At 64.2% G+C, this 12,988-nt stretch carries 13 protein-coding genes; 5 read left to right on the top strand and 8 right to left on the bottom strand.

The window, feature by feature from the left end; genetic code table 11:
• Nucleotides 1–163: 163 nt before the first annotated feature.
• From CH289_RS06310 to CH289_RS06285, 5 genes are all read left to right on the top strand, one after another.
• Nucleotides 164–406, top strand: a complete 243-nt coding sequence (locus CH289_RS06310) for an ANTAR domain-containing protein (protein WP_020110514.1) — start codon at nucleotides 164–166, stop codon at nucleotides 404–406.
• 147 nt (nucleotides 407–553) lie between these two features.
• On the top strand, nucleotides 554–1,558 hold the full coding sequence (locus CH289_RS06305) for an Hsp70 family protein (protein ID WP_094709023.1): 1,005 nt from the start codon (nucleotides 554–556) through the stop codon (nucleotides 1,556–1,558).
• A 105-nt stretch (nucleotides 1,559–1,663) separates the two neighbouring features.
• Nucleotides 1,664–2,740, top strand: a complete 1,077-nt coding sequence (locus tag CH289_RS06300; RefSeq protein ID WP_052067893.1) for a fused (3R)-hydroxyacyl-ACP dehydratase subunits HadA/HadB — start codon at nucleotides 1,664–1,666, stop codon at nucleotides 2,738–2,740.
• 161 nt (nucleotides 2,741–2,901) lie between these two features.
• A complete protein-coding gene (locus CH289_RS06290) occupies nucleotides 2,902–3,954 on the top strand; it encodes an MFS transporter (RefSeq protein ID WP_179276751.1) in 1,053 nt (350 codons plus the stop codon).
• A gap of 72 nt (nucleotides 3,955–4,026) precedes the next feature.
• On the top strand, nucleotides 4,027–4,779 hold the full coding sequence (locus CH289_RS06285) for a hypothetical protein (RefSeq protein WP_094727588.1): 753 nt from the start codon (nucleotides 4,027–4,029) through the stop codon (nucleotides 4,777–4,779).
• Here CH289_RS06285 and CH289_RS06280 read toward each other — a convergent pair.
• From CH289_RS06280 to CH289_RS06245, 8 genes are all read right to left on the bottom strand, one after another.
• Entirely contained in the window at nucleotides 4,739–5,767 is a 1,029-nt protein-coding gene (locus CH289_RS06280) for a beta-galactosidase (protein WP_094727587.1), read from the bottom strand. The genes CH289_RS06285 and CH289_RS06280 overlap by 41 nt on opposite strands.
• Nucleotides 5,764–6,894, bottom strand: coding sequence for a glycosyltransferase (locus CH289_RS06275; protein WP_020110521.1), 1,131 nt, complete (start codon nucleotides 6,892–6,894; stop codon nucleotides 5,764–5,766). Before CH289_RS06275 ends, CH289_RS06280 begins: the two co-directional genes overlap by 4 nt.
• Entirely contained in the window at nucleotides 6,891–8,036 is a 1,146-nt protein-coding gene (locus CH289_RS06270; protein WP_094727586.1) for an MATE family efflux transporter, read from the bottom strand. The genes CH289_RS06275 and CH289_RS06270 overlap by 4 nt, the downstream gene beginning before the upstream one ends.
• Complete coding sequence (locus CH289_RS06265; RefSeq protein ID WP_094727585.1) at nucleotides 8,033–9,130, bottom strand: glycosyltransferase; 1,098 nt, start codon at nucleotides 9,128–9,130, stop codon at nucleotides 8,033–8,035. The genes CH289_RS06270 and CH289_RS06265 overlap by 4 nt, the downstream gene beginning before the upstream one ends.
• A gap of 77 nt (nucleotides 9,131–9,207) precedes the next feature.
• Complete coding sequence (locus tag CH289_RS06260) at nucleotides 9,208–9,831, bottom strand: acyltransferase (RefSeq protein WP_020110524.1); 624 nt, start codon at nucleotides 9,829–9,831, stop codon at nucleotides 9,208–9,210.
• Nucleotides 9,828–10,829, bottom strand: a complete 1,002-nt coding sequence (locus CH289_RS06255; RefSeq protein WP_094723934.1) for a GDP-mannose 4,6-dehydratase — start codon at nucleotides 10,827–10,829, stop codon at nucleotides 9,828–9,830. The genes CH289_RS06260 and CH289_RS06255 overlap by 4 nt, the downstream gene beginning before the upstream one ends.
• Entirely contained in the window at nucleotides 10,826–11,821 is a 996-nt protein-coding gene (locus CH289_RS06250; RefSeq protein WP_019665629.1) for a GDP-mannose 4,6-dehydratase, read from the bottom strand. The genes CH289_RS06255 and CH289_RS06250 overlap by 4 nt, the downstream gene beginning before the upstream one ends.
• On the bottom strand, nucleotides 11,818–12,960 hold the full coding sequence (locus CH289_RS06245) for a glycosyltransferase (RefSeq protein WP_094727584.1): 1,143 nt from the start codon (nucleotides 12,958–12,960) through the stop codon (nucleotides 11,818–11,820). Before CH289_RS06245 ends, CH289_RS06250 begins: the two co-directional genes overlap by 4 nt.
• Between the last annotated feature and the right edge of the window lie 28 nt (nucleotides 12,961–12,988).

The following is a 12,988-nucleotide window of genomic DNA, read 5'->3' as shown; positions in this document are numbered from 1 at the left end:
TCGGTCCATGATTTCCAGCGGCCGTTCGCTTCGGCTACAAGCCGGCTCGCGGCCGCGTGTGTGTTGTATGCGCTGTCCGTAACTCGTGCATCGTTGTCTGGCGCATTCTCGAAGTTGTTGTTACCGACGCATATTCACATCTCACGGATTGTAGGTTGGCTCGATGGACGATTCTCGGACCAGTATCGATTGGGCTGTCGGAGTTCTCATTGCCTTGCGGGGATATTCCCCGGAACAGGCATTCGAAGAATTGGTGACGCACAGTTTCACGTTTGATGTCAGCTTGTTGCAATCCGCTCGTTCGCTCGTTGCGGCTGCGCGTGAGACAGCTACGGACGCAGCGCCTGTCGGTGCCGCCACGCAGGAGTGGGGCGATCTGCTGGCGCAGCGTCGACGGGTCGCGTGAGCCCCTGTGGCACTGTGTGCGGTCACTACATCACAGTGAAAACAAACTGAAAGATTGAAAAAGGCTCCCTGGGCCTACCCAACGAAGGATTTCCTGGCTACCATCTGTGCAGGAGTCGGACGTGACGGGGCAGAAGTCGAGGGAACCATGAGAACGGTGCTCGGAGTGTCGGTGGGCTCTGCCACGGCTCGCGCGACGGCGCTGGACTCGGCCGACGACTCGGTGCGGTCTGCCAACGTCGTTCGGTCGTTCGAGGCGAAGGGCCACGTCGCCGCAGCGCTGGAGCTGCTCGAGTCCATGGCGACGGTGCAGCAGGTCGATCGCGAGGACGCCGTTCTCGCTGTTCCGGACGACCCGGCGTCGCGCACCCGCAATTCCGCGTACTCGGTGCACCGGTCGGACAGGTACAACATCGTGTCGGAACTCGGCGCGCAGCTGCGCTATCTTCGCGGCTCCGGTCAGCTGGACGGGCTGCGCACCGTCGCGGTGTGCGACGTCGGTGCATCCGGCACGACGGTGTCCGTCGTCGATCCGGCGAGTGGCCGCGTGTACTGCGCCGAGCGAACCAGTGCGTTCGGTGGAACCGTGTGCGACGAGGCCGTGCGGGATTACCTGCTCGCCACGTACGGTGCGGACGAACTGATCACCAGTTCCGGGATCGACAGTCTTATGGTGGCCATTGCTTATGCGCGTGAGCAGCTGTCCAGCCTCCGCGTGGCGGAGGTGCCAGGTCCGTTCGTCGCAGGCCCGATCCGGCTGTGGCGCAGCTCTTTCGACGAGATAGTCGAGCGGGCCGTGTATTCCATCGAGGACTGGACCGCCAGTGTGATCGTCGAGTCCCCGCGGGCGGTGAACGCACTCGTCATGGTCGGAGGGTGTGCGCACCTACCGTTGCTCCGTCGGGTCTTCAGACGGGATCTACGTCTACCGGTGTTCGTGCCGTCGGCGCCGGAATCGTTGACCGCTCATGGTGCCGCTCTTCTCGCTGCCGACGAGGTTCGGCAGCGCACCAGGCGTCCGCTGGCGGCGGTCACGACCATCAGGGCACAGGAGTTCACGACCAGCACGGCACAGGAGTTCACGACCATCACGGCACAGGAGGCATTCGGTTCCACGGCGTATCCGGTGATGCCGAGGCATCGGTCGGCGTGAGGATGTTCGTGTGGTGAACGGCGGTAGGTGCGATGGGCCTATGACGTGCCACAAGCTGCGCGCCGCGCGTGGTCTGGCGGCGCGGTTGCAGGTATGTTGCGTCGAATGAGTGAGAATGCGACAGTCGCCGAGACCTTCGACCCTGCCGAGACCTTCGACCCTGCCGAACATGTGCGAGCGATGGTAGGGCGGCATTACCGCACTGCCGACTACTACGACGTCGGACGCGAGAAGGTTCGCGAATACTCACGTGCAGTCCAGGACTTCAACCCGGTCCACTGGGAGGGTGACGCGGCCGAGGCTCTCGGTTATTCGAGTGTCGTCGCGCCGTTGACGTTCATGTCGCTGGTCGGCACGCTGGCCCAGAAGCGTCTGCTGCAGAAGATCGCCGTCGGGTTCGACTTGAGTCAGATGCTTCAGACCGATCAGGTCCTCCAGTTCCATCAGCCGATCGTTGCCGGCGATCACCTGTACTGCGACGTCTCGCTCGACTCCTACAAGGAGGTAATGGGCAAGGACATGATGGTCACCAAGAACATCGTCTCCAATCAGCGGGGTGAGCTGGTGCAGACCACGTACACGACGCTGCTCATCGGGCGCGACGGTGACGTGGACAAGGGGATCGTCGAGGCTGCGGAGAACCTCGTCATGCAGGGCGCGACGACTCTCGCGGCGCGCGCGGGTGCAGCTGATCACGACGAGGACGAGGATCAGGTGGAGCACCCGCCGCTGACCGTCGTCGACGTGCCGTCGTCGGCGTCGGTGAACTTCGACGACGTCTCTGTCGGAGACGAGTTGCCCGGCAAGTCGTTTCGTCTCACTCGGGGCGATCTGGTCAACTATGCCGGAGTTGCGGGCGACGCCAACCCGATTCACTGGAGCGAGGGTTTCGCCAAGCTCATCGACCTCGAGAACGTGCTGGCCCACGGCATGCTCACCATGGGCCTCGGCGGTGGCTACCTCACCGAGTGGATCGGTGACCCGGGTGCGGTGAAGGACTACACCGTTCGTTTCACCGCGCCGATTCCCGTGGACAGTCACCGCGCCGCCGAGATTCAGTTCGGTGGAAAGATCAAGTCCCTCGACCCGGAGACTCGTACCGCGGTCGTGGCACTCAACGCCACCTTCGAGGGCAAGCGAATCTTCGGCCACCGCGCTACGGCGACGGTCCGGCTCGCCTGACAGTAAGGTCGGTCTGTACGAGGAGTGCATGGCCTCGTATCTGAGCAAGGCGGACGAGTCCGTGGACGCCGTTCTTCATCGAGAGTCGTTGTCCGTTCTCGCGCGTGTGTCGATCTTGTTCGAGGATCTGATCGACGACGAGATCGCCCGACGTCGTCGCGGTGGTCCTTCTCCCGAGCGTCGGGTACCTCATTGCCATCTACGCGTTGTCGATGGTGATCGTTGCGCCGCCCGCATCGAGTCTGCTGGCTCGGATCCCACCGAAGAAGGCGCTCGTCGCAATCTCGATCGCGTTCATCGTCGGCGAGTTGATCGCAGCTGCAGCACCGAATTACGCCGTCATCGTCGTCGGCCGAATCATCACCGGTGCGGCGGCGGGTACGGCCTACGGCGTCACATTGTCGATTGCCGCCCAGTCCGTTCCGGAGAAGATCCGTGGCCGTGCGATAGGCATCGTCATGGGCGGCAACACGATCGGAACCGTGTTCGGTCTTCCTCTCGCGAGTTTCCTCGGCAACGCCTTCGGGTGGCGGCTCGCGTTCGCCTTCGTGGCGGTGCTCGCCGGCGTTTCCCTCGTTGCGAGTGTGACGTTCGTGCCTACCGTGGATGCGGGTGCGCCACCGAAGATCCGGGCGCAGTTGTCCGAGTTGAGGAACGGGGGATTGTGGCTGGCCTACGCGACCAGCGGGCTGCTCATCGGCGCGGTGTTCGCGATCTTCAGCTACTTCTCACCGATTCTGACCGACCGTGCGGGCTTCGATCAGAGCTTGGTGCCTGTCATTCTCGCTGCGTACGGTGTCGCCTGCGTCGTCGGAATCACCGTGGTGAGCCGGTTGTCCGACAATTTCCCACTGGTCGTCTCGATCGTCGGCGCAGTGGTGATCTTCACGTCGGGACTGTTGTTTCTGCTGGCGGACAGCAACAAGATCGTGGTGTTGGTCGGCGTAGCCGCCCTGGGACTCGCCGGGGTGAGCCTCAACCCTGCCTTCGCAGTGCGGGTGATGCGCGTCGGCGGGATGTCGTTCGTGGTCAACACCGTGCATACATCGATCATCTGCTTCGGCATCTTTCTCGGCGCATCACTGGGTGGCGTGATCATCGATGCCTCCGGTTCGGTGCACTCCGTCTACTACCTGACGCTGGCCTTTGCCGCCGCGGGAATTCTGGTGCTCCTGCCCATGACGAGGCGTGCGAGAAACGAGATTTCCGGATGATTGCTCGTTCGAGGTCGGGAGAACCACACCCCACCCGTTTGTCGACGTCCTGAACGGGGCATTCTCCGGCCTATGAAAGTCGGGATACTCGTCAGTGCGATCGTGGCCGTGGTGGGCTCGTTCATCGGTTCGGGGGCGTGGGTGGGCACGCCCATCGCGGAGGCTGCGGGCGGTGCGCTCAGTGCGACGTCGACGCTGGTGGCGCCGTCGGGACCAGCGTTTTCGATCTGGTCGGTCATTTATGTGGGGTTCGTGGCGTATGCGATCTGGCAATTCTTCGCGGGACCGAGGCAGGAGACCCTTCGCGGGCCGATCGCCCTGTCGATGATTCTGAACGCGGTGTGGATTCTGTCGATCCAGCTCGATCAGCTGTGGCTGAGTGTGCCGATCATCGTGCTACTGCTCGTGGTGCTCGTTCGTGTGTTCGTCTCGACGCAGGCGATCAGGCAGGAGAGCAGGCTCGACGCAGTCGTCACCGACGGCACGATGGGCTTGTATCTCGGGTGGGTGTGCGTCGCGACGATCGCGAATGTGACTGCTTTCCTCGTCGACCTCGGCATCGAGGGCTGGGCGACGGTGTGGGCCGTGGTCGTTCTCGTCGTTGCCGCCGTGGTGGGCGTCGGGCTGGCGACCGACTCCCGGGGCGCGATTGCCCCGGCGCTCGGCATCGTGTGGGGCCTGATGTGGATCGCGCAGGGCAGGCTGGCGGGCGACCTGGACAACGCGACGGTGGGGTGGACGGCTGTCGCCGCTGCGTTGGTGGTCGGGGTGTACACCGCGGTCGTCAGGACCCCTGTACGACGGCGAACGACGGTTTCCGGCTGAAGTCGGCTCGCAGCAGTCCGTAGTTCTGCTCGGAGTCGAAGGCGTCGGCTCCGGCGTCGCGCAACGCATGTACGAACACCGGTCCGACGTAGGGCAGCCGTGACGCCTGCGCCAGGCTGCTGCCGATGATCGCGGCTTGGGCTTCCTCGGTGACGGCCATCGGGCCGTTGCCGGTGGGGGCACCCAGTTCGGTGATCCAGATCTTCTTGCCACCGTCACCGTTGGCTGCCATCGTTCCGTACGCCTGATCGACCTGTGCCCACTGTCCGTTGGGGTCGTTCTCCACGGTGAAGGGGAACGTGTAGGGGTGCAGCGCAACGGCATCCATGAACCCGCCGGCTCCGGCAGCGTACATCTGCTGCAGGAACGTCACGGGCGCGACGGTCCACGCACCGGTGTCGATCGTCGTAGCGAGGCCCGCACTCAGCACCGTCGCGCCGGGGTCCGCGTTGTGAATGGCGGGGTAGGCGGCACGCAACAGCCCGACGTAGCGTGCCGCGTCGACGGGTGCGAAGAACGACGGGATGTTGGGTTCGTTCCAGACCTCGTAGGAGTCGACCCGGTTGCCCAGATGCGCCGCCGTAGCGCCCGCGAAGGCGCCGTAGGTGTTGGGGTCGACCGGAACTGCTCCGGGAAGCAGGCTGGGAATGGGTCCCTGTGCCCATGCGGGAGTTCCGGCCAGAACCGCGAGCACCGAGTAACCCTGCGCGCGTGCGGCATCGACGACACGATCGGTGTTGCCCCAGTCGAACACGCCTGGCGCCGTCTCGATCTGAGCCCAGTTGACCACGACGCGCACCCAGGATGCCCCGACTTCCCGTCCGGCCACGAGCTCGTTGCTCAGAGTCGCGTCGTCGAGGAGCAGGAACGGTGCACCGCTGGAGAAACCGAGTCCCGACGGCGGGGCGGCCTGCGCGGCCGGTGCCGTCACGCCCAGTGCGAGCGCCACAGCGGCGGCGACGGTGATCAGGCGGGTTCTGAGCGTCATGACGATGATCCTAAGGTGCCGGGGAGGGACGCGCCCACCAGTGATGCGACCGAGGTGTGCGGTGCGCGTTGTTCCCACCGTTCGGCGTTGAGGTCGTACAGTCGCTCTCCGGCTTTGACGGCCGTGTTGCGGTCCAGCAGGTACCGCCTGCATTCTGCGACGAACTGTTCCGGGTCGTCGAACGTGGGCAGTTCGAAGATCGAGCCGAGAGATCCGACGGCGGCCGATGTTCCGACGACGGGCAGTCCCTTGCTGGCGGCGTCGAGGATTTTCACGCGCACGCCACCGCCGGTGGCGACCGGCGCGATGAGTGCGCGGCAGGTGCCCAGAAATTCCTGGAGGTCGTCGACGAAGCCCAGATCGCGGACACCGTCGGGATAGTCGGGGTCGGTGGCGCCGTCGGCTTTGGCGCCGATGATGCACAGTTCGGCGCCCTCGATACCGTCGGAGATCTGCGGCCAGTACTGCAGGGCGAGCTTGAAGGCCTCCTGGTTGGGCGGCCAGCCGCGGGTTCCCATGAACACCAGTCGCTTTGCGGTGTCGCTCAGATCGAGCCTCGGTGCGGGCTCGAGGGTCAGATCGATCCAGCGAGCGTCACCGACTCCGTTGGCGCGGTACATCTCGGCTTCCTCGGCGTCGTAGGTGCCGACGGCGTCGGCTTTCCTGGCCACCCTGATCTCGTCGCGCAGGATGCGTGGCGCTTCGATCCGTCCGGTGAGCCCGCGCGTCACCTTCCACACCTGCGACTCGGTGTTGACGGTGTTGATGACGAACGGCGATCCGAACTTCGCCGACCGAATGAACGGTTCGGCCATGTAACTGTGTTCTGCCACATAGACATCGGACTCGGACGCGTCGATGGCGTCGACGAATGCGTCGACGTCGTAGCGTCCGTGCACCACACTTCGATTGGGGCGCAGCGATTTCAGCAGAAGTCGCGCATCGACGGCCGGCTTGGCCACCCGTGTGACGTCGGGGTCCGGCGACGGTTCGGACTCCTGGGACAGGCACAGCGACCTGACCTCGAACGCTTCACGAGCGAGCTGCATCATCAAACGCGACAACGCGATGTCGCCACCGTGTTCGGTGACAGGGTCCTTGGACAGCAGGAATGTCGCTCGTCTCACGACAGCACCTCTTCTTCGACGGGTACGCGGTAGAGCGCTCGGGTGAAGCACAGAAGCAGCACTGCGTCGGTGATCACCGACGCGACCGCCGCGCCGACGGCGCCGAGCGGGAACAGGCACAGGATCAGCACCATCTTCAACGGTGCCAGCGTGGCGGCGGCGAGGACGCGGGTCCGATCGCGGTGTTGCAGATAGAGCACCGTCGTGAACACGTAGTTCACGACGCGCATGACGACGAAGACGCTCATGACGGCCAGGGCGCCGGCGACTTCGGGCGGAGCGGGGGTGAAGAACAGCACGACACCTGCGACGAGGAGCAAGGAACCGGCCGCGGAGGCAAGCAGGACCGTATGCTTCAGCGCCGGTCCCGCGGAGACGAGTCCACCTGCTTCACGCAGTCTTTCGTGGAAGGTGTGGCCGAACGACTGGCCGACGAAGGCCACGGCCCACGCCGTCACCGACGCGACCGAGTAGTACCCGGCGATGGTGCTGTCGGTGAGGTACCCGAGCAGCAGGACATCGCCTTGGATGTAGACGGCGTTGGCCAGGTTCTCCGAGAACAGCAGCGACATCTCACGGCGCGACCCGGGAACTCGTGGCCGAGAGGTTCTGGACTGTGCGAGTGCAAGAACGGAGATGAGAAGGTACGGGCTGACGTAGAGCAGGCTGGCGACGAACAGGGTCGGCTCGGCGACGAGGAACAGGTACGCGGTCGCGAGTGCAATACTCGCAGCTTGACGCGCGGTGTCCATCCGCTGGGTGATGTTCGGATGCCCGTCCCGCAGCGCCCGGCTCTTGTACGCGTTGAACGTCATCTCGCCGCCGGCGACGACGAGCGCGAACCAGGCGATGTAGTCGACCTCGATCAGGCACAGACCGACAACGACGAGTCCGACGCCGATCAAGGAGCGAGTGGTGCGCTCACCCAGATAGTCGTCCTCGGCTACGCGGATGGAGCGGACACCGAACGGGTGATCGAGGGGTGCGGCGACGATCGCGGCGAGCGCGAAGGCCATTGCGTAGTGGCCGTAGTCCGCGATTCCGAGCTGGGCGATCAGCGCTACCGTCCACAACAGACCGATCCCACGCCCGCCATACGTCCACAGTGCCGCGACGCCTGCTTTGACCAGATTGCTGTTCACTGCGCACCCGACCTGGTCGCGGCGGCGCCGACGGCCTTGTTCCACTCCGCCAGGAAGTCCTGGACGACGAACTCCGGTGTGTTGGCCCGGCGCAGTGCCTCGACTTCGCGTCGCAGTGCGGCGAGGGCCATCTCGTCGGCGACGAGTCCCGCGGCGGCGTCGGCGACGTCGGTGATGTCACCGTCGACGACCACTGCGCCGCCGTCGGATTCGGCCAGTGCTCCGTACTTCATGCACACGATCGGTGTCTGGTAGGCGATTGCCCTGGTCACGACGGACGAGGCGGGGAAGGCGTCGCCGTAGATGGTCCGTCGGCCGTACGGAACCACGAGCGCGCGGATGGAGGCGAAGAAGGCATCCTCGTCGGGACCGTTCACCTCGCCGACGATCTCGACACCGTCGACCGGGGAAAGCTGCTCGGTGCCGCGACCGGCGACGCGGATGGCGATCTCGCGAGGAAGTCGATCGCGCAGCTGTTGGATCTGATCGAAGCCCTTGCCGCGGTACACGAGACCGAACAATCCCACGGCGAGGGGGCGCTCCTCGGCGGGGGTGAGGTCGGCGCGTTCGGGGACGAACAGCGTGCTCGCTGCGGCGGTGGCCCTGGGGTATTCGCGTGCCAGCGAGTCCGCGCCTGCCGCGGTGAGAGCGAAGAACGTGCGCTCGCCCGCCACCGCTGTCTCGAGCCTTCGCCACAACGCACGCAGCGGGTAGTGCAACCCGTGGTTGAGCACCTTCTGTCCGGCGAGGAACTTGGTGCGCGCAGGCCACCAGACCAAACCGGGAGGATCGTGCACCGTCGCCGTCGCGACCGGATCACCGTCGAGCTTCCACGTCGCCCAGAAGGGCACCACGGATCCCCCGCTCAGTTCGCAGTGCACGATGGTGCGTTCCGGGTCGTCGACGAGTTCGTCGATTGCTCTGCGGTGACGGAGGATGTCGCGTACCGAGTCGTGTCCTGGACCTTCGTGGCGATGCTCCACGACATCCCGGAAGTGAGGACGCACGGCGTCGACGAAGTCGTCGGCGTAGTCGCCCACACCGCCCACCCCGGACCGGGGGGCGACGTAGACGAGGCGGTAGTCGCTCAGCATCAACGGTGGGTGCTCCTTCGGAGCCTCGTGAGTGGAAATGTGGTTCCTGGCCTACATTTCCACTCACAAGGGAGGGGTCAGTAGAAGAGTGGACGATACTTCGGGCGGTACTGCAGAGCATCGGGATCGCGGGCGCCGCGGACCTGCGCAGGAACCCCAGCGACGACCTCGAGCTCCCCGACGTCCTTGCGTACCATCGAGCAGCCACCGACGACAGCGCCTCGGCCGATGGTCACACCGCTGAGCACCGTGCTGCGGCTGGCGATCCACACGTAATCGCCGATCACACACGGTTCGAGAATCGGCTTGAACGTGGGATCGTTGTGATCGTGGTAGCCGCCGATGATGTGGGTGTCGCTGGCGATGACGACGTTGTCGCCGATGGTGATTCCGCCGCGAGCGTCGAACATGCACCGGAAGCCGATGGAGCACGCCTCACCGATGACAAGGTTCTCGATGTCGAGGATGGTCGTTCCACGGAAGATCGAGGTGTCCTTGCCGATCGTCGCGCCGAAGGCCCGAAGGAAGTTCTGGCGAACGAAGTGCGACGGAATGTAGGTCACGATCATGTTGAAACCCAACGTGCCGATCCGATTTCGGATCTTGCGCGTCAGCGAGATGTCCTGCATCTTGTAGTCCGAGACATGGTGAACCTCACCCTGCACCTCACCGTGGACCTCGGGCTTCTCTACCGCTGTCATGCTGCCAACTCCTCGCTCATGTCGAATTGGACCATGGCTTCGACGATCTGCTCGAAGTTCATGGTCGGCCCCCACCCCAGAATCTCGCGCGCCTTGGACGCGTCGCCGACCATTCTCGCCGAATCGGCCGGTCTCAGCATGTCGGGATCTCCGCGTACGTAGCTCTGCCAGTCCGTTATTCCGACGGTCGACAGCGCGGCGGCGACGAAGTCCGCGACGGAGTGAGCTAGACCCGTCGCCACGACGAAGTCGTCGCCCTTGCCGTATTCCGCCATCTTGACCAGGGCTGCCACGTAATCCGGCGCCCAACCCCAGTCGCGCTGTGCGGACGTGCTGCCGAGTTCGATGACACTCTGCGTTCCTCGAGCGATCGCTGCGGCTGCTTTGGTGATCTTGCGGGTGACGAACGTTTCCGGCCGACGCGGCGACTCGTGATTGTACAGAATTGCGTTGGTCGCTTCCAGCCCGCGCGCTCGATAGACCTGGACCATGTTGTGACTCAGAGCTTTCGATGCGCCGTACGGCGAGGTGGGAGCGATCGGTGTTTCCTCGTTCTGCATCGCGATACCCGAGCCCGCGAAGATCTCCGCGCTGGACGCGTTGATCACCATCACACGCTTGCCCGACGCCTCCTGATGCGAGAAGCAGGCATCGAGGAGCGACGCCGCCGAGACACCGTTGACCCGGGTGGTGAGCACGGGATCGTTCCACGACCTCCATACCGAGGAGATGCCCGCCAGGTGGAAGACGTAGTCCGGGTCCACCGCACGTACGAGCGTCGAGGCCGCTCCCGGCTCACCGAGGTCGGTCGCGTGCATCGTGACATCGTCGACGACCTCCGTCGACCCCGGCTTGGCCACACCGTGTACGGCCCAGCCCATCTCGACGAGAGCCTCCGACAGGTAACTACCGTCCTGTCCCGCGACCCCCGTGACCAGAGCCGTCGGTGCCCCTGTTCGGAATCGTTCCTGCAGGCTTCTCTCCTGCCCCTCGGTCACGCGATCTTGATGGCGTGAGGCGACTGCTCCGCCAGGTCGTTCTGCACCATCATCTTCACGAGCTCTTCGAACGTGACCTTGGGCTTCCAACCGAGCTGTGCGTGCGCCTTGGTGGAATCGCCGACGAGTAGGTCGACCTCGGCGGGGCGGAAGAACCGCGGGTCGATGCGGACGTACTGCGACCAGTCCTTGATGTCGACGGCCGCGAACGCGTGATCGAGCAGTTCGCGAATCGAGTGGGTTTCGCCGGTGGAGATGACGTAGTCGTCGGCTTCGTCCTGCTGAAGCATCGCGTACATCGCTTCGACGTAGTCACCGGCAAATCCCCAGTCTCGCTTGGCGTCGAGGTTGCCGAGTGCGATCTCGCTCTGCAAGCCCAGGGCGATCCTGGCGACGGACTGGGTGACCTTGCGGGTGACGAATTCGATTCCGCGACGCGGGGATTCGTGGTTGAACAGGATGCCGGAGCTGGCGTGCATACCGTAGGACTCGCGGTAGTTGATGGTCATGTAGTGGCCGTAGACCTTGGCGACGCCGTACGGCGACCGGGGCCACAGCAGGGTCTCCTCGCGCTGCGGGACCTCCTGGACCTTGCCGAACATCTCCGAGCTCGAGGCCTGGTAGAAGCGGACCTGCTTGCCTGCGACATCCTGGTAGAGGCGGGTGGACTCGAGCATGTTCAGCACGCCGCCGCCGGTGACATCGGTGGTCAGGCGTGCGTTCTCCCACGAGTATGCGACGAAGGAGACTGCGCCGAGGTTGTAGACCTCGTCCGGGTCGGCGACTGCGAAGGCACGCATCAGGCTGGAGAGGTCGAGCAGGTCACCGGTGAGGACCTCTACCTGGGGGAGGACTCGGTCCAGCATTGCTGCCTTCGGATTGTTCTGTCCACGAAGCAGTCCGAAAACTTTGTATCCCTTGCTCAGTAGCAGTTCGGCAAGGTAGAGGCCGTCTTGTCCGGTGATTCCTGTGATCAATGCCCGCTTCGTCATCGCGACAAAGTCCTCTCGATTGTGTGTTCGTGTATGTCGGTGACTGCCGAAATCAGTTCTGCCGCGAAGCGTTCCTCGCTGAACTGCTCCACGTGAGCCTGAATCTTGGGTGGCACCCAGGTTGTTGCCTCGAGTGCGTGTACTGCGGCTCGAATCGATTCGGGATCGGGCTGGTCGAAATAGACTCCGGTGACACCTTCCTCGACGGTGTCGAGGAATCCGCCCCAGCGAAGAACGACCGACGGTTTGCCGTGATAGCCGGCTTCGATGGGAGTGAGTCCGTAATCTTCATAGCTCGCGGCGACGACGGCGTTACAGCGACGGTAGAGCCAGGTCATCTGGCCCGCGGACAGGTCGCTGAGCATGAGAACGTTGTCGGACTTGATCTTTCGTAGTCGTTCGGCCTCCGGCCCTCGTCCGACGACGACGAGCTTACGAGATCCGTCGGCGAAGGCAGCGATCACCTTGTCCACGTTCTTGTACGGAAGCAGACGCGAGATGCACAGGTAGAAAGAATCCTCGCCGAGCCAGGCTTGCGCGTCGGCGATCGGTTCCTCGGGTGCACTGTCGACGGTGAACGGCGCAGGAAGGACGGTGGACGAGAACCCGTATGCGGCGGTGATCCGCTTCTGCACGACGGTGGAGATGGCGAGATATCGGTCTGCCGACTTCGCTGCCCGTCTGTCCCAGCGTCGCAGCGGAGATGTGAGAACTTTCAACATGATTCGCTTCGCGAGGCTGCTGGACTCGCCCAGGTACATCTCGGCCTCGTAGAGCCAACGTGCAGGTGAATAGCAGTAGACGAGTTTGCGACCCGGCGTCCTGAAGCCGTGTGCCCACCCGCTGGTGCTGGTGAGCACGACGTCGGCGTCGATGGTGATGGACTCCGATGCGAACGGGAGGAGCGGAAGGGCAGCGCGGTGGTTCTTGCGCAGGAATCCGATGTTGTTGAGCCGCGACGGTCGCACATCCAGGTCGGCGAACTCAGGGAACGTCGTCGACGGCTCGAACAGTGTGGTGTAGATGGGGCTGTCCGGAAACGCGCGGGCCATGGCCAGCACGACTTTCTCGGCACCGCCTCGCTGCGTCAGGTAGTCATGGGCGATCGCGACGCGAATCGTGGGCTCTGCCTCGGTCATTCGCGCTCCTTCTCGGTATCCGCGAAAT

It is taken from the genome of Rhodococcus sp. RS1C4 (assembly GCF_002258225.1).
Classification (GTDB): domain Bacteria; phylum Actinomycetota; class Actinomycetes; order Mycobacteriales; family Mycobacteriaceae; genus Rhodococcoides; species Rhodococcoides fascians_E.
This window is presented reverse-complemented; position numbering and strand designations above follow the sequence as displayed.